The sequence below is a fragment of the Nitrincola nitratireducens genome (genome assembly GCF_000585235.1).
In the GTDB taxonomy this organism is placed as follows: domain Bacteria; phylum Pseudomonadota; class Gammaproteobacteria; order Pseudomonadales; family Balneatricaceae; genus Nitrincola; species Nitrincola alkalisediminis.
In genome coordinates, this window is record NZ_AONB01000011.1 from 41,456 (window position 1) to 66,429 (window position 24,974).

Genomic DNA, 24,974 nt, shown 5'->3' on the forward strand with positions numbered 1-24,974 from the left:
ATGAAAGCTGTACACCGAATAGAGAAAGCAAATGCTGACTCTATCCGGACAAAGTATAGCGATAGATCCTTTCAAGCTCTAGCATCTAAGTCAATCAGATGAGGTCCTTTAGCAAAAACTCGATAAGCGCTTTCTGGGCATGCAATCTATTTTCGGCTTCTGGGAAGGCCACGCAACGTTGATCATCCATCATGTCGGCACTGACTTCTTCACCGCGGTGAGCAGGCAAACAGTGCATAAATAAGGCATCTTTATTTGCAAGATCCATGAGTTGCGGAGTGACTTGGTAACCTCTGAATTCACGAATACGCTCACGTTGCTCGCTTTCTTGCCCCATTGAGGCCCAAACATCTGTGACGACTAAATCAGCCTTGTCAACGGCCTCTTCAGGTGCTTCCAATAGCGTTATACGATCGGCATTTTGTGCAACAAGGTCGGCATTTGGCTCAAAGCCCTCAGGGCAGGCAATGTTGAGTTTAAAGTCAAATTGGCGTGATGCGTTAATATATGAGTTACACATATTGTTACCATCGCCGACCCAAGCAACCGTTTTGCCTTGTATGCTGCCACGATACTCATGAAAAGTTTGCATATCGGCAAGCAATTGACATGGATGGAAGTCATCCGTTAATGCGTTGATTACGGGCACCGATGAGTATTCAGCAAATGTTTGTACCAGTGCATGGCTAAAGGTGCGAATCATTACGATGTCGACCATCGATGAAATGACACGTGCACTGTCTTCTACGGGTTCACCTCGTCCTAGCTGGGTGTCTCGGGGCGATAAAAACATTGCATGACCCCCAAAGTGAGCCATACCCGTTTCAAAGGATACGCGTGTTCGCGTAGACGCTTTTTCAAAAATCATCGCCATAACACGGTTTTTGAAAGGCTCGTAAATCACGCCTTCGTTACGCATTTGTTTTAATTCGATCGCCCGAGCAATCAGTTGATTCAGTTCAGCAGGCGTTAAATCAAGTAAGGTGAGAAAATGTCTTTTACTCATAAATTAAGCCGGCAGCGTAGCTGCCGGTTCCAGAGGTCAGTTTTTATCAGAGGGTTTCTGAGAATCAGGCGTCAGCCTCATCACCCGCATAAATACGAATGAGTTTAGAAACCGTATGGATCATGAGGTCGGCCTCGTTCTGGCTCATGATCAAAGGTGGCAACAAACGAACAACTCGTCCGCCACCTGTTATGTTTAACAGTATTCCTTTCACTTTGGCAAGTACGGCTAACTCGGTACCTGCGTCTGTGAGCTCGATACCTATCATCAAGCCTTTGCCGCGAATTTCTTTTACATAAGGCGCGTCTGCGAGCTGGATATGAAAGCCATCGAGTATGTACTGCCCGAGTGACGCTGCATGCTCACAAAGTTTATCTTCTACAATGGTGTTCACCACAGCGAGTGCGGTAGCACAAGCAAGGGGGCTTCCGCCATAGGTTGTGCCATGATTGCCTGGGCCAAAGACTTCTGCCGCGGCACCGCGTGCTAGGCAAGCTCCGATAGGGAAGCCATTACCCAATCCTTTAGCCGTTGTCACGACATCAGGCATAATAGACGTATGTTGGTAAGCAAAGTACTTACCTGTACGCCCATTGCCTGTTTGTACTTCATCTAGCATCAGAAGCCAATCATTTTCGTCGCAGATGGCACGAAGTTGCTCTAAATACTCGTTCGACGGAACATGAATACCGCCTTCGCCCTGAATGGGTTCAACCAATATGGCGACAACATCGTTATTGTTTGAAGCAATTTGGCGAATCGCGTCGAGATTGTTAAAAGGAGCACGAACGAATCCGCTGACTAAAGGCTCAAATCCTGCTTGAATGGCACGGTTGCCTGTTGCACTTAGCGTCGCCAGTGTGCGTCCATGAAAGGAGTTTTCCATAACAATGATCGTAGGCTTGTCGACGCCGCGATTGTGTCCGTAGCGGCGCGCAATTTTAATTGCTGCTTCATTCGCTTCGGCACCTGAGTTGCCAAAAAAGACGTTATCCATGCCAGATACAGACGCGAGCTTTGCTGCCAGCTCTTGCTGTAAAGGGATCGAATATAGGTTAGAGCAATGAATTAACTTTCCTGCTTGCTCAGAAATAGCCTTAGTAATTGCAGGATGCGCGTGGCCCAACCCTGTGACGGCAATTCCGCAGAGTGCATCAAGGTATTTGTGGCCGTCAGTGTCATAAATCCATGCTCCCTGGCCATAATCAAAGGCTACTGACATGCGATTATACGTATTCATAAGGGGTTGCATGGTCATCTCGTTTTTCTCCCTACAACGCAAAAAGGCAGCCCTAGCTGCCAAAAGACATGTATTCTAGGGTGTGAGTGATCATTTGGCAATTGCCAGAGAAAAAATCATATTTTGATGCTTGAATCTTGCAATTCTGACATCATAGTTAAAGAAGGAAGCAAGAGTATCTGATAGTATTACTCAAGAATTAAGTAGGCTTGGTTTAAGTTTGCTTTCGAGCATGGTTGCGTTGAATCGACCATGGTTACTCACAACCCCATAGTGTTATAGGTGCTTTAATGAGCGTAGTTGATGTTATCAAAGAGCAGATCGAGTCAAATCCTATCCTTTTATACATGAAAGGGACGCCTCGCTTTCCTCAGTGTGGGTTTTCATCCCGTGCAACTGAAGCCTTAATGGCTTGCGGAGAAAGATTCGCGTTTGTCAATATTCTTGAGCATCCAGATATCCGCAGTGAGCTACCAAAGTACGCAAACTGGCCGACCTTTCCTCAGCTATGGATCAATGGTGAGTTAGTTGGTGGTTGCGATATTATTACCGAATTGGCGGCTACAGGTGAGTTGGCTGAAATGGTAAAGGCTGCTGCAGCTGCATCAGGCGCTTCTGAAAACGCTGAGTCTTAAGCCGAATTCAGTATGGCTGATCTGCGTAAGAGCGATCAGCCATTTTTGATGATTGGATAAGCGGTTATCGTGTATCCAGTACAAGATCCCAGCCACCCATATCTTTCCAGCGATTCACAATCATGCAAAACAGCTCGGCTGTTTTTTCCGTATCGTAAACAGCAGAATGCGCTTTTTTGTTATCGAAATCGATTCCAGCTACTTCGCAGGCTTTGGCAAGTACGGTTTGGCCGCATGCAAGCCCTGCCAGTGTTGCTGTGTCGAATGTGGAGAAAGGATGAAAAGGATTACGTTTAAGTTGGCAACGCTCAGCGGCTTTGAATAAAAAATTGTGATCAAATGTGGCGTTGTGTCCAACCAGTATGGCTCGTTTGCAACCATTGGATTTCACAGCTTTGCGAATGGGCTTGAATAGGGTTTCAAGGGCATCCGCTTCATTGATGGCATTGCGAGACGGTGCCCAAGGATCAATGCCCGTAAAGGCTAAAGCAGATTGTTCGATATTTGCACCTTCAAAAGGCACTACATTTGCGCTATAAGTGCTGTCTATGTGCAAGTAACCTTGTTCGTCCATAATCAGCGTAACGGCTGCGATTTCCAGAAGTGCATCAGTTTGCGCGTTAAATCCTGCCGTTTCGACATCAATAACGACGGGCAGGTATCCGCGAAAGCGGTCGGCCATATTTGTTTTATCGGATGACTGTGCCAAAAAAAATCCTTACTCTATGCTCATGTGTTAAGGGTATTCTATCAGTCTGTGTTATTGAGTGAAACGTCATCTAAATAATCTGTTGTCTTTGCCGATAAAGACTCAACGATAATGTGGAAAGGCCGTATTGTGTTCATGAAGTGTTGGTGTAAATTGTCCTTACTTGCGTTGTTGATCTTGCCTGTCATCGTGCAAGCGGTTACCTTTCGGCCGACCATTGAAACAGCTGCATGGGAAATTGATATGTCCCCCTTTATGTGTCGGATGACGCAGCGTATTCCTTCTTTTGGTGAAGGAGTATTCGAGCAGGAGGCTGGCGAAAATCTAGTGTTTAGATTGACGCCAAGTCAGCGCCAGCAGTTAAATGGTTCGGTGCGACTTGTGGCCGAGATGCCGAATTGGCAACCTGGGCGTCAGCCTCAGGCCATTACTGAGTTGAGCGTCAGTCAGGGACAGGTTGTGGTTCAAGGCGACTCTGCAATTCGAATGCTGGCAGCATTGCATAATGGCTTGTTTCCAACCTTCAGTGCACAACAGTGGTTCCAGACTTCTGAACCCGTCACAGTGGGGATATCGTCTGTGAATTTTGCCCCTGCCTATGATGATTATCTTGATTGCTTAACCCAGTTGCTGCCTGTTAACTATCGGCAGATTGCTCGAACCGCTGTTTTATTCCCCCCTGAGCAGTTTCGATTGTCGGATGCCACCACCGAGCGCTTGGATCAGATTATTCAGTATGTCTTAACCGATCCCTCGGTTCAGCAGATTTTTATTGACGGGCATTCCGATAATGTCGGGCGCCGCTTGTTAAATCGTGATACGTCTAGACGCAGAGCAGAAGCCGTGACGGAGTATCTGGTTGGCCGCGGGGTGCCTGAAGACATCATTATTATGCGCTATCATGGTGACCGCTATCCTGTTGTCGATAATGATACCGAAGAAAATCGCACACGAAATCGTCGCGTGACAATTCGACTTGAGCGTGAATAGAGGCAGAAACGGAGTCTTTCTGTTACACTCTGCAAAATACGTATTAACGTCTTTCTTACAGCTACTCGCGGTGAGTGGCTGGTTTCAGTGATCTGGAGCACATTAAATATGTCCGATATTAAAAAGGTCGTTTTAGCCTACTCTGGCGGCCTGGATACATCAGTAATTGTTCGTTGGCTACAAGACACCTATGCCTGTGAAGTGGTGACCTTTACGGCAGATATAGGGCAAGGTGAAGAAGTTGAGCCAGCCCGTGCAAAAGCCGAAGCCTTGGGTGTAAAAGAGATTTACATCGAAGATCTGCGTGAAGAGTTTGTCCGTGATTACGTATTTCCAATGTTCCGTGCCAATACCATCTATGAAGGTGAGTATTTGCTGGGCACATCCATCGCACGTCCATTGATTGCAAAGCGTCTAATTGAAATTGCGAACGAGACCGGTGCTGATGCGATTTCTCATGGTGCAACGGGTAAGGGTAATGATCAAGTGCGCTTTGAGTTGGGAGCCTATGCTCTAAAACCTGGCGTGAAAGTGATTGCACCTTGGCGTGAGTGGGATCTGACGTCTCGTGAAAAGCTCATGCAGTACTGCGAAGAGCGAAACATACCTGTTGACTTCAGCAACAAGAAAAAGAAATCACCTTACTCTATGGATGCAAACCTTCTGCACATTTCCTATGAAGGTGGTGTGTTGGAAGAGCCTTGGGCTGAAGCAGAAGACGATATGTGGCGTTGGAGCGTCAGTCCTGAAGAAGCACCGGATCAAGCAACCTATCTTGAGTTGACGTATGAGAAAGGTGACATCGTTGCAATTAATGGCGAAGCCATGAGCCCTGCGACAGTGCTTGAAACTCTGAATAAAATCGGGGGAGCAAACGGTGTTGGGCGCTTGGATATCGTTGAAAACCGCTTTGTGGGAATGAAGTCACGCGGATGCTATGAAACACCGGGTGGCACCATTATGTTGAAAGCACATCGTGCGATAGAATCAATTACCTTGGATCGCGAAGTCGCTCACTTGAAAGATGCGCTGATGCCACGTTATGCCGAGATGATCTACAATGGTTTTTGGTGGTCTGAAGAGCGCAAAATGATGCAGCAGATGATCGATTACAGCCAGCGTCACGTCAACGGCGATGTCCGCGTTAAATTGTACAAAGGAGCGGTCTCAGTGGTTGGGCGTCGTTCAGCCGATAGTCTTTTTGATGAAAGCATTGCTACTTTTGAAGACGATGCGGGTTCTTACAATCAAAAAGATGCAGAAGGGTTTATTAAATTGAACGCGCTGCGCATGCGAATTGCTGCAAGCAAGGGTCGGAACCTGCTGGATTAATTCGCTCAGGATACAAATAAACGCTAAAAGGGCCCTTATGGGTCCTTTTTGTTATAATGCCTCTATCTTTAACCCTAAGTCGATGATTGCATAAGCCCGAAGGGGTCGCTAAAATTCGTCGTTTCTCTGACTCAGTAACCTATGAAATCTCACAAGCTACTTCAAGCCCCTATCCCGATGCGCTGGGTAGGTCCGCTTAAAATCACGGGTGAAACCTTAAATGAAAAGGTGAGTGTGCCGCTCGCAACCTACGAAATTCCTTTATGGCATTCGGTGGGGCGTGGTGCACGAGTTTCGATGCTCACTGAAGGTATTCGGACCAATGTTATTGATGAGCGAATGACGCGATCAGTCTTGCTTGAGGCAGAGGATGCTTGGGCCGCGCATCAAGCCTTGGTATCGATTAAGCAGCGTCAGCCTGAGTTGAATGCAGTGGTGGCCAGAAGCAGTCGTTTTGCGCAGCTTATTGATATGCACAGCCAAGTGGTCGGTAACCTGATGTATTTGCGTCTGGAGTTCACCACGGGAGATGCCTCTGGACACAATATGGTGACGAATGCAGCCGATAAGCTGATACCTTGGATCCTGGCTGAGTACCCTCAGCTGCGCTACTCGTCTATTTCGGCCAATTATTGCTCTGACAAAAAAGCGACAGCCGTAAACGGGATTCTCGGACGCGGGAAGTATGTGGTCAGTGAAATACTCATTCCGCGCGATATTTGTGAGCGTCGTTTAAATACCACGCCTGAAAAAGTTGTCGATCTGAACATAAAAAAGAATTTAATTGGCACTCTAATCGCCGGTGGAATTCGTAGTGCAAATGCACATTATGCCAATATGCTGCTGGCGTTTTATCTGGCAACAGGGCAAGACGCTGCCAATATTATCGAGGGATCGCAAGGGATTGTTCATGCTGAGGTCAGGCAGGGTGATTTATATTTCTCATGCACCTTGCCGAATGTGATCGTTGGCAGTGTTGGTAATGGTAAAGGGATCGATTTTGTTGAAGAGAACTTAACACGGCTTGGCTGTAAGGCAGATCGACAGCCTGGAGAAAATGCTAGACGCTTAGCCGCCATCTGCGGTGCTGTGGTCTTGTGTGGTGAGTTGTCTTTGTTATCCGCGCAAACCAATCCGGGTGAGTTGATGGAAGCGCATATTAAATTGGAGCGCTCATGAGCGATCAAACCAACGAGCGGAAAATCGAACATATTCGAGTGATTGAGCAGGACCCGGAGACGGATCGTCAAGGTGCTTATTTCGATCGAATTCGTTTGACGCACCGGGCGTTGCCAGAAGTGTCTCTCGCTGAAATTGATCCCAGTGTGGAGTTTTTAGGTAAAAGACTCAGCTTTCCTTTGCTGATCTCCTCAATGACAGGAGGGGATCATGAGCTGGTTAGGCACATTAATAAAAACCTAGCGCTTGCCGCTGAGGCGTGTCAGGTTGCGATGGGGGTTGGATCGCAGCGAGTGATGTTTTCATCTGAGGCTGCAAAAGAGAGCTTTTCGCTTCGCCCATTTGCACCCTCCGTTCCTTTGTTTGCGAATATTGGCGCGGTGCAGTTGAATTGTGGCGTGGGTTATGAAGACGTTATGCGTGCGGTTGATGTTTTGCAGGCCGATGCGCTGTATTTGCATTTGAACCCTCTGCAAGAGGCAGTTCAGCCTGAAGGCGATACGAATTTTGCAGGTCTGTCAGCGGCTATCCAGCGCTTCAGCAACGCTTGACTCTGCCTATTATTTTAAAAGAAGTGGGGTCTGGGCTATCACCAGCGGATATTCGTTTAGGGCTAGGAGCGGGAGTTCGTTATTTTGATGTCGCTGGCAGCGGTGGGACATCTTGGAGCCGAATTGAACACCATCGTCGCCAGTTCGATGCAACGGATTTAGGTTTGAAATTCCAGGATTGGGGGCTGCCAACGCCCTTAGCCTTGAAGTTGGCCGAGCCTTTTTTGGATCAGGCCACTTTGATTGCCAGTGGTGGTATAAGAGATGGGATTGATATGGCGAAATCTGTTATACTCGGCGCCTCGCTTTGCGGGGTGGCAGCTCCATTATTACAACCTGCCATGGAATCAGCGGATGCGGTCATAGCTGCAATCGAAAAACTGCGGCGTGAATTTGTTACGGCGATGTTTCTGCTCGGTACGTCAGATTTTTCAGCACTGTACAGGAACAAAGCGCTTATTGTTGAAGAGCGTTGAGGAACTTTAGCAGATATGTCAGTGGGTATAGACGAAATCAGTTTTTATACGTCCAACTTTTATCTTGATTTAAGGACGTTGGCTGCGAAGCAGCAAACTGACCCAGAGAAGTACTATACCGGTATCGGTCAAGAGAAGATGGCAATGGCAACGCACGATGAAGACATCGTGACGATGGCCGCTAATGCCGCTTTACCTTTGATCGAGCGTATAGGGACAAACGCGATTTCAACTCTATTGTTGGCCACAGAAACAGGTATTGACCAATCCAAGGCTGCCGGTATTTATGTGCACCGTTTATTAGGGTTGAATGCGAATTGTCGAGTGGTTGAATTAAAACAGGCTTGCTACAGTGCCACGGCTGCATTGCAGATGGCGTGTGCCTTGGTGGCACGTCAGCCATCCACTAAAGTGTTGGTGATCGCGTCGGATATCGCACGTTACGATCTTGATACCCCCGGTGAAGCGACGCAAGGCTGCGGTGCTGTTGCCATGTTGATTAGCCATAATCCACGTATCATGGCGATTGATGCAGAAGTCGGCAATTACACCGATGATGTTATGGATTTTTGGCGGCCTAATTATCGTTCTACAGCGTTGGTTGATGGCAAGTACTCGACAAAAATATACTTAAAAGCATTGAAGAAAACCTGGGATAGCTTTTCTGAGGTGAGTCGAATTGGCTTCAATGATTTTAGTTACTTTTGTTACCACTTGCCATTTAGTCGGATGGCACAAAAAGCGCATCAGCATCTAGCGAAATCAAATCAATGTGAGTTGTCAGCTGAAGGGATTGAAGCGCAAATACAACCTACGCTTCGCTATAATCAAATTATTGGCAATAGCTATACCGCATCGATTTATATTGGTTTGTGTTCGCTACTGGATAACGTTAAAGAAAATCTGGCGGGTAAAAAAGTTGGGTTTTTTAGTTATGGCTCTGGCTGCGTTGCTGAGTTTTTTAGTGGCTCTATCCAAGAGGGCTATCAGGCCTGCTTACATACCCAGCGCCATATGGATATGTTGGCCGAGCGCCAAGAGCTTAACTATGATCAGTATCTAGACCTGTATCGTTATCCTGACCCTCGCCAAGGCGAGTCTGTTGAGATACCGAAAGCCACGTTAGGTCGCTTTCGCTTAGCTGCGATTCATCAACATAAGCGTGAATATGTCGCCTGTTAGGCGGCATATTAAATTACGTTAGTTCATGATGTCAGCATTGGCGCCCGGTAAGTTAATTCTGAGTGGTGAGCACTCTGTTGTCTATGGTGCGCCCGCCCTTAGCTTGGCACTTCGTCGTCACACACGTGCTCAGTTTTTGCCAAATGACTCCGGTTTTTTGGAAGGGCGAATCTCTCATGCCTCCGCTGCATTTTTGCCCTTTGCAATTAACCATTTAACCTCATTGAAGCATCGCCTTGATGCGCGTTACGAGTTGTTTCTTAACGGCGAATTATCCATTCAGCAAGTACTTGATCATCCTTCACAACTCTTGCTGTACACTATTGCGGTTTCGATGGGTGCTGATGTCGAAAGAGCCTCCGGTACGTTGCATTTATCCTCGGATTTATTGGTTGGGTCGGGCATGGGCTCATCTGCCTCCGTCATTGCCTGTTTATTAAGTTTATTTGCCCCAGCTCCCTCAGATGTTGCCGACTTTGTTGAGCAGGTGCGATTTTGTGAGCGCCTTCAGCATGGCCGTGGCAGTTTAATCGATGCGGCCAGTGTGTCTTACGGTGGGATTATCTGCTTACGACAGCAAGAGGTGTCCCGGTGTGATCATCTGCAGTTACCGCCGGGATGTTTTTGGATTTACACGGGTGCGCCTTCAACCAGTACGGGAGAGTGTGTTGAGCAGGTGCGTAAGTCATTTGCCCACTCGAGTATATGGCAGGCGTTTGCTGAGGTCACCGATTCATTTCTTGAGGCACAACCGGATGAGGTGCCAACCCTTATACAGCAAAATCAGCGGTTACTAGAGCGTATAGGTGTAGTACCCAGTGCTATACAGTCTTTAGTCCGTCAGATAGAGTGTTCAGGCGGAGCCGCCAAAGTTGCTGGTGCTGGTTGTGTTCGTGGGCCTCATGCGGGATTGTTGCTGGCTTGGTTGCCTGAGGGCACACCCGCTCAGCTGGAGTTACCTGCTCATTATATTTGGGGAGAGTTGGACATTGAGTATCAAGGCGCCTATCCGTTCTGAATTTCAGGATTTTCCAGTGTGTGTGTCAGCCCCCGGCAGTTTAATGCTGATGGGAGAGCATGCGGTTCTTCATGGTCATCTTGCGTTGGCGTGTGCCGTGGATGTCTTTGTGTACATTGGCGTTCGTTTGCGTGAAGATGATCAGGTCAGCATTGATTCTTCACTGGGGCAGTATCAGTCATCGCGAGATGTCTTGGCAGACGATGCCCGGTTACGGTTTGTGTTAGCTGCAATAAAAGCATGGTCAACAGAGCTTCCCCAAGGACTTGATGTCAAAATTCGGGCTGAGTTCTCACATCAGGTTGGGCTGGGCTCGTCAGCTGCGGTGACGGCCGCGATGATGGTGGCGCTCAATAGGCTTACGGGCACTCAGTTAGAGATAGACGCTCTGTTTAAGCGAGGCTTAGACGTTATTCATTCGGTTCAAGATGGACGAGGCTCGGGGACGGATTTGGCGGCGAGCTTAAAGGGCGGTATCGTGGCGTATCGTTATACACCATATTTCTTAGAAAGCATTCCTGGTCAGCCCGAGATCGCGTTATTTTACGCTGGCTATAAAATGAAAACTCCAGACGTCATTCGACTGATTGAAAAAAAATGGCAGAGTCAGCCCGATTTACTGAATTCACTCTATCAATTGATGAATCAAACAACGGAACAGGCGCGTTTAGCGATCCTTGAGCAGGATTGGCCGAGGCTAGGCAGCTTGATGAACGTCTATCAGGGACTTATGGATGCACTGGGTGTCAATGATCAGACGCTGTCGTTGATGATCTATCAACTGCGTATGCAGCCGGGTGTATTGGGGTGTAAAATTTCAGGGTCAGGTTTAGGTGACTGTGTCATTGCCTTAGGTCAGACTCAGCAAAGCGTGGGTGAACAAGCCTTCGCTCTGACAATATCCAATCAAGGCACAGAGGTTATGGGAGGCTAAAACGTAGCAATGATGACGCCACATGAAATAGTAAAGCCTTGGTTAAACGAGGGTGTAAATCCAGTTAAGTCTGAAGAGCATTTTGCTCCGAGTAATATAGCTCTCTGTAAGTATTGGGGTAAGCGGGATAAGTCGCTTAACCTCCCGATCAATCCTTCGTTATCGGTATCCTTGGCTCATTTGGGAACGCACACCCGCTTAACACCCATCGACCATGCTGAAGACGAGGTATGGCTGAACGGTTTGTGTTTATCCGAGGATTCGGCATTTAGCAAACGGGTATCCCTCTTTTTAGATCTGTTTAGAGCCTCTAAGCCGACCTGTTTCAAAGTTGAGACGCGTAACTCAATCCCGACTGCGGCTGGCTTAGCGTCTTCTGCTTCAGGCTTTGCGGCTTTAGCGCTGGCTGTGAATGACAGTTTTCAGTTAAGCCTTGATGCTCAGCCGTTATCGGTGTTGGCGCGTTTAGGAAGTGGCAGTGCCTGTCGATCTTTGTATGATGGGTTTGTTGAATGGCAGATGGGTGAGCGGACGGACGGTCTGGATAGCTATGCAATCCCCATGTCCGAAACCTGGCCAGACTTGTGTATTGGTCTCGTGAAGGTCGATGCACGAGAGAAAGCAACGGATTCACGCAGTGGCATGCAGCGTACCCTAGAAACGGCACATTTGTATCAGAGTTGGCCGTTACAGGCAGCAATGGATATCCAGGCCATTAAAGACGCCATACGAGCGCATGACTTTGCGTGTTTAGGTGCTAAGGCGGAGCATAATGCTATGTCCATGCATGCGACGATGATGCGTCGTGGCCCCCCTTAGTCTATTGGCAACCCGAATCCTTAATGGCAATGCAGACGGTTTGGAAACTGCGTGCACAAGGCTTGCCCGTGTATTTCACCATGGATGCTGGGCCTAATCTCAAACTACTGTTTGAGAAAGCGTCAGCGAATGATGTGCTCGCTCATTTCCCAGACATTGAAGTGATTCATCCCTTCGGTTTGACCTAGAGGTGTCTCGGGGATTTCCGCTGACTCGTCAGCAACGCGATACTGAGCAAGGAATGCTGCTTGAGTATTGGTTACAGACCCCTGAGGGTGCGCAAGTTGTGCGTGTCACAGGTGAACATGCCGTGTGTTTTGTCTTGCAAAGTCAGCAAGCGAAAGTGCAGCAGATTTTAGCGTCATTGACGGGCTGGTATGCGCGTCATTTGCCTTTAAAAGATCTATTGCAGCGGCCCGTTTCAGCCTTGTATTTTTCCCATTTAAAAACCTACCGAGAAGCCTTGGAGCGTTTACAAGCTCAGGGTATCACCTTAATGGAAGAGGACATTCGTCCGGTTGATCGTTATTTGATGGAGCGTTTTATTTTTTCAGGTGCTCAGGTGTGTAACACCCCCAAAGGCATGCATTTGAAGGCTTGCGACTATCAACCTCAGTTTCGTATTTTATCTCTGGATATTGAAACAACATTAACGGCCAATCGTATTTTATCCGTTGCGCTTCAAGGCTTAGACTTTGAAAAAGTGCTCATGGTTGGCCAAACGCAAACAGACTCTTCAATTATCTATTGTCGAGATGAAAAACAACTGCTGCTTTCGTTTATGCAGCATATCCATCTATATGATCCTGACATTATTATCGGTTGGAATATTATCGGCTTTGATCTGAGTGTCCTTGATGCGCGGGCTCGAGCATTGGGCGTGTCGTTGCAGATTGGTCGAGATCAGCAAGCACTGCGTATTGAACGTCGACAGCAGGGGAATCGTCACTATGTTCGTTTGAACGGTCGAGTAGTGCTTGATGGTATTGATACGCTCAAGGGCGCAACTTGGCACTTTGAGCGCTATTCGCTGGAGTATGTGGCGCAGGCTTTGTTAGGGAGAGGAAAAGACATCGAGTCCGTGAATGATCGTGGTCAAGCGATTCAACGACTCTACGCTGAAGATCAAGAAGCACTGGCCCGTTACAACCTGGAAGATTGCCGCTTGGTCACGGAAATATTTGAAAAAACAGGACTGATTGAGTATTTAACGGAGCGAACGCGCTTAACGGGTTTGAGTCTTGATAAAGTGGGAGGGTCGGCACAAGCCTTTGATAACCTGTATTTGCCTTCTTTACATCGAGCGGGTTTTGTAGCACCCGAATACGCCTCGGGTCAAAGAGGTGCAAAAGTTCCCGGTGGCTTTGTCATGGATTCAAAGCCAGGCTTGTACCGTCATGTGCTGGTGCTCGATTTTAAAAGCCTGTATCCGAGTATTATTCGAACATTTAAGATCGATCCGTTAGGGCTTACGATGGGCGTGGCGGATAGTAACGAGCACAATACTGACGATACAGTGCCCGGTTTTTTAGGCGCTGTTTTTTCAAAAGAACACTCTATTTTACCGGGCATCATCGAGCGCTTATGGCAAGCACGAGATGCGGCCAAGCAGCAGGGCAATGCTGCGATGTCGCAGGCCATTAAAATTCAAATGAATGCGTGTTATGGCGTATTGGGCTCGGATGTCTGCCGTTTTTATGATCAGCGTCTCTCAGGGTCCATAACGCTTAGAGGACACCAAATTCTTACAGAAACCGCAAGCTATATAGAGAAGTCCTTTGGTTATGAGGTTATCTACGGTGATACGGATTCGGTGTTCGTCTGGCTGGGTGATGACGTGATGCCTCAGGAGTGTGACGAGAAAGGCGCCGAGTTGGCTAGGTGTTTAAATGACTGGTGGCGACAACGACTGCAGCAAGCGTTTGGTTTAACATCGGCTCTAGAATTGCAATATGAGACGTACTTTGAGCGATTTTTGATGCCACGCATGCGACATTCCGAAGAGGGCAGTAAAAAGCGTTATGCTGGATTGAAGCGTCAAGGGGATGGTACGGCTGAATTGGTGTTTAAGGGGTTGGAGCAGGTTAGAAGTGATTGGACACCCTTGGCTCGCGTCTTTCAACACGAACTTTTTCAACGAGTGTTTGAGGGGTTGCCTTGTCAGGCGTTTGTCAGGGAACGAGTAGCGGCTCTTTTAAACGGTGAGCTAGACAATGACTTGGTGTATCGTCGTCGTTTGCGTCGTCCGTTATCCCATTACCAACGCAATATCCCCCCGCATGTTAAAGCTGCACGGCAGTTAAATCAGTATTATCGCGAGAAAGGCTGGCCAGAACCGCTTCGACAAGGGGATACGGTGGCCTATGTTGTGACCCTAATTGGATCTGAAGCCGCTGAAATTTTTGAGGGGCGACTGGACTATCAGCATTACATCGAAAAGCAGCTGCGCCCAGTTGCTGATAGTATTCTCCCGTTTGTGGGGGAGTCATTTGATGATGTGACTCAGCCGCAAATTGCTTTGTTTTGACAGTGGAATATCCTGAATTGCCCGCTGGAAACTCTAATGATTTAGTCTATAATGCACGCACTGCCAACCGCAGTTGAATCCTTTCCTGACTGATCTTGTTACGCATCTGTAACACGTTTATATATAGAATTTACTGACTTATGATGCAGCGTATTTAACCCTGTATCTGCATCTGTTGTATGAAGTCAGAACCGGAGTAATTGAATGAAAATTGCGATACTTTCTCGTAATGCTAAGCTCTATTCTACGCGTCGCTTGGTAGAAGCTGCGAAAAGCCGAGGCCATGAGGTTCGGGTCGTAGATGTATTGCGTTGTTACATGAACATTACTTCGCATAATCCTGAAATACACTATCGTGGGGAAGTATTGAGAGACTTCGATGCTGTGATTCCCAGGATCGGTGCATCAGTGACGTTTTATGGCACCGCTGTGTTGCGCCAGTTTGAAATGATGGATGTGTATCCGCTAAATGAATCTGTTGCTATTTCGAGATCGCGCGATAAGCTTCGCAGCTTGCAACTCTTGTCACGAAAAGGCATCGGCTTGCCTGTGACCAGTTTTGCGCACTCGCCAGATGATATCGATGATTTACTCAGCATTGTGGGCGGTGCGCCTGCTGTCATAAAGCTGTTAGAAGGTACGCAGGGGGTGGGCGTGGTATTGGCCGAAACCAATCAAGCGGCCGAGAGTGTTATTCAAGCCTTTATGGGGTTAAAACAACACATTCTCGTTCAGGAGTTTATCAAAGAAGCGAAGGGATCTGATATCCGTGCGTTTGTGGTGGGGGGTAAGGTTGTTGCCGCCATGAAGCGTCAAGCGAAGGAGGGTGAGTTTCGTTCCAATTTACATCGCGGTGGGACGGCAGAGTTGTGTCGAATTACGCCTGAAGAACGTGCAACAGCCATTCGTGCCGCAAAAGTGATGGGATTGAATGTGTGCGGTGTGGATTTGCTGCGTTCTGCACATGGTCCCTTAGTGATGGAAGTCAACTCGTCACCGGGGCTAGAAGGGATTGAGCGTGCTTCAGGTAAGGATATTGCCGATCAAATTATCGATTTCATTGAGAAAAACGCCAAGCCAAATCGCACACAAACGAAGGGGCAGGGGTAATGCAATCCCGATCAACTGACACGCGCGCACTGAACACAGCGATCACCATAGGAAATGAGACGATCCTACCCGGTGAGCGTCGCACGGTTGATCTGGAAATGGGAAAACTCTATACCCATAGCGCGGCCATGATGCCTGTCCATGTGATTTGTGGACGCCAAGCGGGTCCTGTTTTGTTTGTCAGTGCTGCGATTCATGGTGATGAAATCAATGGCGTCGAAATTATTAGACGCTTATTGCGTTTACCAGCGTTAAAGCGCATTAAGGGTACACTCATTGCTGTTCCCATTGTGAATTTACTGGGGTTTATCAGTCAGAGTCGATACCTGCCTGATCGTCGAGATTTAAATCGTAGCTTCCCTGGCTCTCAATCGGGATCACTTGCCAGTCGAACGGCCCGACAGTTTATGCAGGAAGTGGTGAATCAGTCGACCCATGGGATTGACCTGCATACAGGGGCGATCAATCGCTATAACTTGCCTCAAATTCGTGCAAATTTAGATGATCCCGAAACACTTCGTCTGGCGAATGCCTTTGGGACGCCCGTTATTCTGAACTCAGCACTTAGAGATGGATCGCTTCGTGAAGCCGCCGCTAAAAAAAATATCCCCATCCTCTTGTATGAAGCAGGGGAAGCGCTCAGGTTTGATGAAGTCTCGATCCGTGGAGGTGTTCAAGGCATCTTGAATGTGATGAGAGTGCTTGAAATGCTCCCGCCACCGCGCAAAAAAAGCCAGATGAAAGAACCGATGGTCGCGCGTTCAAGTACTTGGGTCAGAGCGCCGCAGAGTGGAATTTTTAGAGCACAAGTGGTCGAAGGTGCAAGGGTTGTAAAAGATAAAACCCTGTTGGCCATTATTTCAGATCCGTTTGGTGAATCTGAAGAAGAGATCTGGTCACCCGTCAGCGGTTTAGTGATTGGTCAACTAAAGTTGCCCTTGGTCAATGAAGGCGACGCTCTGTTTAACATTGCTCAATTTTATCGGACGGATCTCGTTGAAGATCGTCTAGATGCCTTTAACGAATCTTTAGAAGCGGAAGACCATCCGTTTGCGGATAGTGTATAAAAAGATCGACCTGTTGAGGTCGATCGAATCTGTTTAGCACAGGTTGCGCAAACCCTCGCTCAATCGAGGAGGGGTAAACGCCAAAATGTCCTATGCTATTGGTAACGGGATACATCACCCAATTAAAAAAATTGTCAAAGCTCTTGGGCCATGTGCGCCCATTTGCAATCGCTGCTCAATGTCTGCTGAGCGTGATGGCCCGGTAATCATATTAACGGTTCTGGGTAACTGTCCGGGAGAGAGCGCACGCACGCGTGCCCAAGCCTCTTCATACACTCCAACAATATCTTGGCGTTTTAACACAACGAGATGATTGTCGGGCAAAAAGTTCAATGTGGTTGGGCTTTCCTTGCGCGAATACAGCATTAGCGTTCCGGTTTCAGCAATCCCCATGAATGCGAGTGTTAAGCTGGCGAGATCTCCCGCCAACGCGACCCGTTCATGTTGCACAATGGGGTGAAGCTCCGTCCAATCTAAGGATTTAAGCTCCTCATCACTGGCCATGACAAGGTCAGGAATGTTAGCCGTTTGTAACCACTCGCGAACAGCGCCAGGCAGAGCCTGCAGTGAGGGTAATTCAATCACCTCGGCGGCAGCCTCTTTCGCCATCTCAATAAAGAGTGCCTGAACCTCAGACTCTGATCCTTGGCCACGCATCGGGATTAAATTACGTTCATGACGCGTTATTCGTGCCAAGACTTGTTGGCGCTCAGCGTCAGAAGGAAGGCCACGACCTAGGCCACGGCGTATCGTGTTAAGAATGTCTGCTTTGCTCATTTAGTGGCCTGCCTTTTGTTTTTCGTTCCACTGTTGCATAAATGTTTTGCTGCTAGGAGCGGGCATTTCTCTATGGTCGGTCCAGCCACTGACTACGGGCAGTTTATGAATTCGCCCTTTTTTACCACCGAGTAAACGCAGCATACGGTTTGAGGTCTGACTTAGCAGCCGGTAAAGAGTAGGACGCTTGGCAAAAAATGCCCAGGTTTTAATGCCCCAGCGTGCTGCTTTAGGGGTTAGGTGCCGTTCGAATTCATTTTTGCGCCAGTGTCGCATGAGTTTTGGCAGCGGAATATGAACAGGGCAAACGCTTTCACATTTACCGCAAAATGTAGAGGCATTGGGGAGTAACGCTGCTTTTTCAATACCAATCATTTGAGGGGTGAGCACAGATCCCATCGGACCGGGATAAACCCAGCCATAACTGTGTCCACCTATAGATCCATAAACAGGGCAGTGGTTCATGCAGGCGGCACATCGGATGCAGCGCAGCATCTCTTGTAACTCGCCTCCAACCATGTCACTTCGGCCATTATCGACAAGCACTACATGGTAGTCTTCAGGACCGTCTTGATCTTCTGGCGTTTGGGGCCAGTTGAAAGTGTATTGTAAACCGTAAATTCTTGCCCTGTCGCTGAGCGCGCCAGCAAGCGTAAGAACAGGGTCATGTCTTCAAGGGTGGGCACCACTTTCTCAATTGATGTGACAACAATATGAGTTTTGGGAAGAGTCTGTGTTAAATCACCATTCCCCTCATTTGTTACAATAATGCTAGAGCCTGTTTCAGCCACTAAAAAGTTGGCACCTGTAATTCCAACATCCGCTGCAACAAAACGAGCGCGAAGTTCTTCACGGGCTTCTTGCATCAAGACCGCCGGGTCCATGGATTTGGGTTTGTGGTGATGCGCGTGAAACGTCTCAGAGACATCCTCTAAGTTTAAATGGATAGCCGGTGCAATGATGTGGCTTGGGTGTTCCCCACGTAATTGTAAAATATACTCGCCTAAGTCTGTTTCAACAGGTGTAATGCCGTTGGCTTCTAGATACTCATTGAGGTTGATTTCCTCAGTGACCATCGACTTACCTTTAGTAACGGTTTTGGCCCCTTTGTCTTGGCAAATCTTTAAGATGGTTTGTCGCGCGTCCTCAGAGGTTCGGCACCAATGAACATGGCCACCATTCTTGATGACGTTGGCTTCAAATTCCTCAAGATAGATATCAAGGTTGGCGATAATGTGATTTTTTAAGTCGCGACCTTGATCGCGCAGTTGATCGAATTCCGGGAGGCGTTTTACTGCATTGGCGCGCTTTTGTGGGAACCCATTTTTGACGTTGCCCAAGGCTTTTTGTAGGCCAACATCCGTGAGTGCGATACGTGCATTTTCTTTAAATTGAGGGCTAGTGATTTGCATTTTGGGCTCCTAAAGCGATTTGCCGAGGTGATACGCTGACTCGCCAAGGGCTGGATAGCTGAGTTCATCCGCTAAGACTTCAACGATATGGCGTACCTGAACGTCTTTACCTTCGCGTTGCAGTTTTCCGGCCATGTTGAGTAAACAACCCAAATCACCACCCAATAATGTTGATGCGCCCGTCTTCGCAACATTTTCGGTCTTGTTGCCAACCATGCGATTCGAAATATCCGCGTATTTGACGCAAAATGTTCCACCAAAGCCACAACAGGTTTCAGACTCTTCCATTTCGGTTAACTCAACACCTTCTATTTGTGCTAAGAGTGCCCGTGGTTGCTGTTTGATGCCGAGTTCTCGCAGCCCAGAGCAGGAGTCATGATAAGTCACCTGACCCTTAAACTGGCTTTTAATGTTTGAAAACTGCAAGACATCAACCAAAAAAGAGGTAATTTCAAAAGCACGTGCTTTAAGGGCTTGTGCTCGGGCATGCCATGGATCCTCGGGTTGAAAGAGCTCGGGGTAATGATGAAGCATCCCGATGCAGGACCCAGAGGGTCCAACGACGTATTCATAGCCTTCCAAAGCCGTAATGGTTAGGCGGGCGATATCCGCCGTGTTGGAAAAATCTCCTGTATTAAAGGCCGGTTGACCGCAACAGGTTTGACCTTGAGGTACCTCGACTCGACAGCCTGCGGCTTCAAGTAATTTAATGGATGCGAAGACGACTTCTGGCCGATATAAATCAGCTAAGCAAGTCACAAATAGACCGATAACAGGTTGTTTATTATTATCTAACACAGCAGAACCCTGATACTAGACAGAAAGAAAAGCTGAAATACAGCTGCACATAGCTACAAGATAGGCAAAGATCCGACTAAAATAAATAAAAGTCTTAAACTGGTCTTACCAAATGAGTCGATCTGTAACCCCCGAAAATGAGTCGTCCCACTCTCGTGTAGCCAAGGTTTTGTCAGCTTTACGTCGGGAGTTGATTCAGGGAAATATTCTTCCAGGTCAGTCCTTGCCCTCACAGCGACAACTTGCTCAAGATTTACAGGTGGCAAGAGGGTCTGTCAGGGAAGCGATTGTCTTGCTTGAATCTGAAGGGATTGTGTCAACGCGCCCAGGTGGGAGAAGCCAGGTCAATAATGTGATGACGCCTTATTTCTCGTTGGCTGGTGAGGCGGGTCTGCAGGGCGTTGAATTACAGTTGCAAGTGTTAGAGGCCAGAGCTGTGCTTGAAGGGGAGGCGGCTTACTATGCAGCTTTGAGAGCCTCGGATGCCGAGCTCAGTAAATTGTCGGAGGAATACGAAGCGATGCGATTGCGCAGCATGGGGGAGTCAACCTTGTCTAAAGCAAAGGCAGACTTAACTTTTCATATGATGATTGCTAACGCAAGCCATCACTTTATTGTGATTTCATTCAGCCAGTTGTTTTACGCGCGTTACTTTAATGTGATTCATGAAACGCTGTCATCTACTTTACGTCGGTATGGCCGTTACCCCGATGGTATAGCCCAGCAGCATGAAAAAATTCATCGATCAATTCAAGCACGTTTGCCAGAGCAAGCTCGGAATGAGGCAAGTGAACATATTTTGTTCACTCGCCGTTTACTCGAAAAAGGCCTGTAATGCTTGAACGATTACCTGAGTGACAAAATCACGTCAGATAATCGTTCATCACTTAGGCTATTTTTTGCTCCAGTGCTGTTTGGCTGAACGGTGAGCGTGCAAACGCACTGAGTACAGCCTGTAACGCAGCCGCAGACGTGTCATCGGCAGAGGTCACTGCTGAATAGGTTATGCCATCAATCTGCAAGGCAACACAGGCCTGGGCTTTGGCGTCAGTCCCCTCGGTTAAGGCACTTTCATCAAAGTGTGTGACGTTAATTTTAACATTGAAGCGCTGTTCAAGTGCATGAACCAATGCTTCCACAGCACCTGTGCCTTTTCCTTCAAATGCGGGCAATTGAGCGGCGACATTAAAGCGTCCCTCCACGATCGACTGGTTCGTGTGCAGATCATACCCATTGAGTGACCAGCCATAGGGTATACGGTTAAAGTGTTGCTCAAACAGTGTCTTAATCTGTAAAGAGGTGATTTCAGCCCCTGTGTTTTCCGAGGCTTTTTGCACAACACGGCTGATTTCACTGTGCATCCACTTAGGTAAGCTGATGCCGTAGTCACGTTCAAGCACCAAGGCAACGCCGCCCTTACCGCTTTGACTGTTGATCCGGACAACTGCCTCGTATTCACGACCAATATCGCGTGGATCGATTGGAAGATAGGCGACTTCCCAATGAGGCAATTGATGCTTTTCATGGTACTGAATCGATTTACGAATCGCATCTTGGTGGCTTCCCGAAAACGCGGTGTAAACCAACTCGCCAGCCCAAGGGTGGCGGGCCGCGACAGGCAGTTCTGTGCAGTACTCAACCACTTCAATAATTTCTTTAATGTTGGAAAAATTGAGGGTTGGATCAATGCCCTGAGAATACAGATTCATGCCCAGAGTGACGATGTCCATGTTGCCAGTACGCTCACCATTGCCCAGCAAGGTTCCTTCAATACGATCAGCACCGGCCATAATGCCTAACTCGGCGGCGGCAACGCCACAGCCACGGTCATTGTGAGTGTGCAAGCTGATGATCACTGATTGGCGTTGTGCCAAATGACGGCAGAAATACTCAATTTGATCGGCAAAGACGTTCGGCGTCGACATTTCAACCGTTGCAGGTAAATTAATAATGACTTTACGCCCCGTTTCAGGTTGCCATTCGGCAATGACCGCATCACAGACTTCTACTGCATACTCCATTTCAGTTCCCGTGAAACTTTCGGGCGAGTACTGGAAGGCCCATTCGGTATCAGGGTATTGTTCGGAATAGGCTTTGACCCATTTGGCACCCTGAACCGCGATGGCTTTAATGCCCTCGCGATCCATACCAAACACTTGCTCACGCTGAACGGTCGACGTTGAATTATACACGTGCACAATTGCCTTTTTAGCACCTGCTAAGGACTCGTAGGAACGCGCGATTAATTCTTCTCTGGCTTGAGTCAAGACCTGAATTGTTACATCGTCAGGAATAAGGTTCTCAACAATTAACTTACGCACAAAATCAAAGTCGGGCTGTGAGGCTGAGGGAAAGCCCACTTCGATTTCTTTAAAGCCTAGCTTGACCAACAATTGGAACATGCGTGTTTTTTGTTCAACGTTCATTGGGTTAATCAATGCTTGATTGCCATCACGAAGATCTACACTACACCATAGAGGAGCCTTCGTAATCTGCTGGTCAGGCCAAGTGCGGTCTGTCAAACGAATGGGGGTGAAAGCGCGATACTTACGATGATCAAACATGTTGCAGTCCCATATTAAGTCGAGTCTTGATTTGAATATTAGTGTACGCTTAAGTCAGCGCAATAGGCTTGCTAAATTGGGTCTTTTTCCCGTTTGAGCGCAATTAAATTTAGGTTTTTTGCAGTATTGCTTTAGTATTATTGCTCTAAGTCGCAATGGAGGTGAGTATGAGTGTTGACATAGATCGCTTTGATATCAAAATTTTGCATGAACTTCAAAAAGATGCCTCCATTTCGAATCAGGAGTTGGCGGAGCGGATTGGACTAACGGCCGCTCCTTGCTCTCGACGGGTGAAGCAGTTGGAAGAAAATGGATTTATTGAGCGTCAGGTCATTCGAGTCAATGAACGCAAAGTTGGCCTGAATTTAATTGCGTTGTTGCATATCAGTATGGATAAGCATATCCCTGAGCGCTTTGAGGCTTTTGAAACTGCGATTGCCGAGATTCCTGAAGTGATGGAATGCTATCTGATTACAGGTCATGATGCCGATTATCAACTCAAAGTTGCGGTTGCGGACATGGACAGCTATCACGATATTTTGCTCGGTAAAATCACGCGGATCACGGGTGTTTCAGGAGTTAAGTCGTCTTTTATTATGCGCAAAGTCGTGGACACCACAGCGGTGCCCTTGCACTATCTAAAGCGCTAAAGGGCCTGCTGTTTGCTGGGCACCTTGTCGTGTTTAGTCACGTGGATCGGTTGATTTCACAATAGGACGATCCAGATTGTTTTGATAAAACGTATATAAATGAGGATAGGCATCAAACGTATTTAACGACCGAAACAGTGCCCAGTCGATTAAACAAAATAAAGAAATAGAGGCAAAGTTCCAAGTATCAAAGCTGCCTTGGCTGGCGCTGGTGTTCAGAACATCGAGAGTTGATTGAATGCGCTCATGTTGCAGGTTAAAGAACAGAGCGTCTTGAGATGTGTCTATGCCTGATTTTTCAAGTAAAAAAAGCTCAACGTATGAATCGTTAGCCGCATTAATTAGAGTGAGGTTATTGTCATCATTGATCGTCCAAGCGTCCTTCACATAAGCTTGATTCAGGTATTGAAAAATAATACGCGAATCAAAAATCACCTTCTCGCCATCAACCAGCATAGGAATCTTTAAAGCTGGGTTAATGGATTTAAGGATTGAACGGCCTTCTTCCTCATAAATGTTGATATTGATGAACTCATGATCAAGACCTGATAAGAAGACTCTTAAGCGTCTAACAAAGGGAGACGTTGAGGATCCGTATAGTTTCATTGGTATTTCCTGATTTAGGCTTTCATAATGTTCGTCGAGTGAAATTGACAGATGCGAAATCCTTAATTTCAAATGAACCAAGAGTATCCTTTAGATCCTGCTCCTGTCGAGTAGATTAATGAACTGGGCGGTATATGAACCGAATTTTCCGTTATGGGTTACCCCTTCTGCTGATCGTGTTAGCCATCATCAGTTTTATGTATTTAAAGTCAACACGTCCGCAGGCTCCACCCGTTGTGAATGAAGAACGGCGTTGGCCCGTGAGTACGATTCAACTTGAATTGTCAGAGGCTTCACCTCAGTTGAGGCTGTTTGGTCGTTTACAAACGCCAGCTTTGACACACCTGATGGCTCGAACAGCGGGGGATGTGAATGCTGTGTATGTACAGGTCGGTGAGCGTGTTGATGCCGGGCAAGTATTGCTGGAATTAAATCCGCTGGATGCACAGGTTGCATTAGGTCAGCGTCAAGCTGAATTAGAGGATGTGAAGTCTCAGCGTGCGCAGCGTTTGGCACAATATGAAGCCGATCAACGTGCGTTGGTGCAAGAGCGTGAGTTGGTGATGTTAGCTGAGCGGCAATTGAGCCGTGTCAGGCGTTTAGTCGAGGGAAATCGTGTGGCTGAGCGTGAGGCTGAATTGGCCGAACAAGCCTTACGTCAACAGCGTCTGGCGCTATTGACTCGAGAGTTGGCTGTAGAGCAACACCCCTCGCGCTTACAACAGCTTGATGCCTCATTACAGCAGGCGGAAGGGCAGCTTCAATTAGCCCAGCGTAATTTTGAAGCCACTCAAGTGGTGGCACCCGAAACCTCAAGGATTATTTCGATTCAGGTCGCACCTGGTGAGTATGTTAATCAGAGTTCGCCGTTGCTCACGCTCGTTGTACCTGAGCGGATTGAGTTTGTTGCCTCCTTACCCCTGAGTACGTTGAATTTGATTCAAACGGCCTATCGAGAGGGGGTTGCTCTAATGGCTAAGGCTCAGATTGAAGGCCGTGAGTATCAGTTTGTACTGGATCGGTTTGACTCCCAAACACATGCCTCAGGCACCTTGCAAGCCTACTTTAAAATAGACACGGGTGACGCTGAACACTTACCGATTGGGCGATTCGTCGAAGCTTGGTTGGCCCTTCCTGTTAACGAACCTCGTGTCTGGATACCCGCGGCGTCATTGTATGGGCGTGATCAAGTTTACCGAGTGGTTGAGCAACGTCTAGATCCGGTTAAAGTACACGTTCTAGGTGAATGGGTACGAGAAGGCCAGGCAGGATTTTTAGTGGTTGCGGACCTTCTCAAAGAGGGGGATCAAGTGCTTGCGAACCGTCTCCCTCAGGCGATGCAGGGGTTGGCCGTTGAGACAGTTGAACGGTTTGAGCGTAACTAGGGAGTTA

26 protein-coding genes are annotated in these 24,974 nt (G+C 47.7%); 17 read left to right on the plus strand and 9 right to left on the minus strand.

The genetic code is table 11. The annotated features are described in order from the left end of the window. Positions 1–94 precede the first annotated feature (94 nt). Positions 95–1,006: an ornithine carbamoyltransferase gene (argF, locus tag D791_RS10580; RefSeq protein WP_036511354.1), complete on the minus strand. Its 912-nt coding sequence runs from the start codon at positions 1,004–1,006 to the stop codon at positions 95–97. A 64-nt stretch (positions 1,007–1,070) separates the two neighbouring features. Beyond that, the gene (locus D791_RS10585; RefSeq protein ID WP_036511357.1) at positions 1,071–2,264 is read right to left on the minus strand and encodes an aspartate aminotransferase family protein; all 1,194 of its coding nucleotides are present in this window, start codon (positions 2,262–2,264) and stop codon (positions 1,071–1,073) included. A gap of 272 nt (positions 2,265–2,536) precedes the next feature. On the opposite strand from D791_RS10585, the gene grxD reads away from it, so the two are divergent. Next, complete coding sequence (grxD, locus tag D791_RS10590; RefSeq protein ID WP_036511360.1) at positions 2,537–2,881, plus strand: Grx4 family monothiol glutaredoxin; 345 nt, start codon at positions 2,537–2,539, stop codon at positions 2,879–2,881. Positions 2,882–2,945: 64 nt separating this feature from the next. On the opposite strand, the gene rnt is transcribed toward grxD, so the two are convergent. After that, complete coding sequence (rnt, locus tag D791_RS10595) at positions 2,946–3,563, minus strand: ribonuclease T (protein ID WP_036511509.1); 618 nt, start codon at positions 3,561–3,563, stop codon at positions 2,946–2,948. Positions 3,564–3,743: 180 nt separating this feature from the next. On the opposite strand from rnt, the gene D791_RS10600 reads away from it, so the two are divergent. The 13 genes from D791_RS10600 (at position 3,744) to D791_RS10650 (ending at position 16,775) form a co-directional block, all read left to right on the plus strand. After that, on the plus strand, positions 3,744–4,580 hold the full coding sequence (locus tag D791_RS10600; protein WP_237748601.1) for a flagellar protein MotY: 837 nt from the start codon (positions 3,744–3,746) through the stop codon (positions 4,578–4,580). Between the two features lie 108 nt (positions 4,581–4,688). After that, a complete protein-coding gene (locus tag D791_RS10605; RefSeq protein WP_036511363.1) occupies positions 4,689–5,912 on the plus strand; it encodes an argininosuccinate synthase in 1,224 nt (407 codons plus the stop codon). 141 nt (positions 5,913–6,053) lie between these two features. Continuing rightward, positions 6,054–7,091 (plus strand): hydroxymethylglutaryl-CoA reductase, encoded by a 1,038-nt coding sequence (locus D791_RS10610; protein ID WP_036511365.1) that lies wholly within the window; start codon positions 6,054–6,056, stop codon positions 7,089–7,091. Then, a complete protein-coding gene (locus D791_RS20950; protein WP_237748602.1) occupies positions 7,088–7,642 on the plus strand; it encodes an alpha-hydroxy-acid oxidizing protein in 555 nt (184 codons plus the stop codon). Before D791_RS10610 ends, D791_RS20950 begins: the two co-directional genes overlap by 4 nt. Next, the gene (locus D791_RS20955) at positions 7,639–8,118 is read left to right on the plus strand and encodes an alpha-hydroxy-acid oxidizing protein (RefSeq protein ID WP_237748603.1); all 480 of its coding nucleotides are present in this window, start codon (positions 7,639–7,641) and stop codon (positions 8,116–8,118) included. Before D791_RS20950 ends, D791_RS20955 begins: the two co-directional genes overlap by 4 nt. A 15-nt stretch (positions 8,119–8,133) precedes the next feature. Next, on the plus strand, positions 8,134–9,300 hold the full coding sequence (locus tag D791_RS10620) for a hydroxymethylglutaryl-CoA synthase (protein WP_036511368.1): 1,167 nt from the start codon (positions 8,134–8,136) through the stop codon (positions 9,298–9,300). 25 nt (positions 9,301–9,325) lie between these two features. Further along, positions 9,326–10,318 (plus strand): mevalonate kinase family protein, encoded by a 993-nt coding sequence (locus D791_RS10625; protein ID WP_036511371.1) that lies wholly within the window; start codon positions 9,326–9,328, stop codon positions 10,316–10,318. Then, the gene (locus tag D791_RS10630) at positions 10,290–11,252 is read left to right on the plus strand and encodes a mevalonate kinase family protein (RefSeq protein WP_162149942.1); all 963 of its coding nucleotides are present in this window, start codon (positions 10,290–10,292) and stop codon (positions 11,250–11,252) included. Before D791_RS10625 ends, D791_RS10630 begins: the two co-directional genes overlap by 29 nt. A gap of 9 nt (positions 11,253–11,261) precedes the next feature. After that, a complete protein-coding gene (gene mvaD / locus D791_RS10635) occupies positions 11,262–12,071 on the plus strand; it encodes a diphosphomevalonate decarboxylase (protein ID WP_237748604.1) in 810 nt (269 codons plus the stop codon). 23 nt (positions 12,072–12,094) lie between these two features. Continuing rightward, positions 12,095–12,259, plus strand: coding sequence for a hypothetical protein (locus D791_RS20960; protein ID WP_237748605.1), 165 nt, complete (start codon positions 12,095–12,097; stop codon positions 12,257–12,259). A gap of 2 nt (positions 12,260–12,261) precedes the next feature. Then, entirely contained in the window at positions 12,262–14,598 is a 2,337-nt protein-coding gene (locus D791_RS10640) for a DNA polymerase II (RefSeq protein WP_036511374.1), read from the plus strand. A gap of 204 nt (positions 14,599–14,802) precedes the next feature. After that, positions 14,803–15,708: a 30S ribosomal protein S6--L-glutamate ligase gene (rimK, locus tag D791_RS10645; RefSeq protein WP_036511377.1), complete on the plus strand. Its 906-nt coding sequence runs from the start codon at positions 14,803–14,805 to the stop codon at positions 15,706–15,708. Continuing rightward, positions 15,708–16,775: a succinylglutamate desuccinylase/aspartoacylase family protein gene (locus D791_RS10650; protein ID WP_051514424.1), complete on the plus strand. Its 1,068-nt coding sequence runs from the start codon at positions 15,708–15,710 to the stop codon at positions 16,773–16,775. Before rimK ends, D791_RS10650 begins: the two co-directional genes overlap by 1 nt. Before the next feature lie 114 nt (positions 16,776–16,889). Here D791_RS10650 and D791_RS10655 read toward each other — a convergent pair whose 3' ends face one another. From D791_RS10655 to D791_RS10665, 4 genes are all read right to left on the minus strand, one after another. Then, entirely contained in the window at positions 16,890–17,552 is a 663-nt protein-coding gene (locus D791_RS10655; protein ID WP_036511380.1) for a LutC/YkgG family protein, read from the minus strand. Next, complete coding sequence (locus D791_RS20965; RefSeq protein WP_237748606.1) at positions 17,553–18,017, minus strand: lactate utilisation protein LutB domain-containing protein; 465 nt, start codon at positions 18,015–18,017, stop codon at positions 17,553–17,555. Positions 18,018–18,097: 80 nt separating this feature from the next. Beyond that, positions 18,098–18,964 carry an LUD domain-containing protein gene (locus D791_RS20970; RefSeq protein WP_237748607.1) on the minus strand — a complete coding sequence of 289 codons (867 nt, stop codon included), beginning with the start codon at positions 18,962–18,964 and terminating at the stop codon, positions 18,098–18,100. 9 nt (positions 18,965–18,973) lie between these two features. Continuing rightward, on the minus strand, positions 18,974–19,762 hold the full coding sequence (locus D791_RS10665) for a (Fe-S)-binding protein (protein ID WP_036511383.1): 789 nt from the start codon (positions 19,760–19,762) through the stop codon (positions 18,974–18,976). A 112-nt stretch (positions 19,763–19,874) separates the two neighbouring features. Between D791_RS10665 and D791_RS10670 the strand changes: the two genes are divergently transcribed. After that, positions 19,875–20,597 carry a FadR/GntR family transcriptional regulator gene (locus D791_RS10670; RefSeq protein ID WP_081763830.1) on the plus strand — a complete coding sequence of 241 codons (723 nt, stop codon included), beginning with the start codon at positions 19,875–19,877 and terminating at the stop codon, positions 20,595–20,597. A 52-nt stretch (positions 20,598–20,649) separates the two neighbouring features. Here D791_RS10670 and leuA read toward each other — a convergent pair whose 3' ends face one another. Next, positions 20,650–22,326 carry a 2-isopropylmalate synthase gene (leuA, locus tag D791_RS10675; protein ID WP_036511386.1) on the minus strand — a complete coding sequence of 559 codons (1,677 nt, stop codon included), beginning with the start codon at positions 22,324–22,326 and terminating at the stop codon, positions 20,650–20,652. 167 nt (positions 22,327–22,493) lie between these two features. Between leuA and D791_RS10680 the strand changes: the two genes are divergently transcribed. After that, positions 22,494–22,976 (plus strand): Lrp/AsnC family transcriptional regulator, encoded by a 483-nt coding sequence (locus tag D791_RS10680; RefSeq protein WP_036511388.1) that lies wholly within the window; start codon positions 22,494–22,496, stop codon positions 22,974–22,976. A gap of 33 nt (positions 22,977–23,009) precedes the next feature. Here the strand turns inward: D791_RS10680 and D791_RS10685 are convergent, their stop codons facing one another. Continuing rightward, a complete protein-coding gene (locus D791_RS10685) occupies positions 23,010–23,582 on the minus strand; it encodes a glutathione S-transferase family protein (RefSeq protein WP_036511390.1) in 573 nt (190 codons plus the stop codon). A gap of 134 nt (positions 23,583–23,716) precedes the next feature. On the opposite strand from D791_RS10685, the gene D791_RS10690 reads away from it, so the two are divergent. Beyond that, entirely contained in the window at positions 23,717–24,967 is a 1,251-nt protein-coding gene (locus tag D791_RS10690) for an efflux RND transporter periplasmic adaptor subunit (protein ID WP_036511392.1), read from the plus strand. The last annotated feature ends 7 nt before the right edge of the window (positions 24,968–24,974 follow it).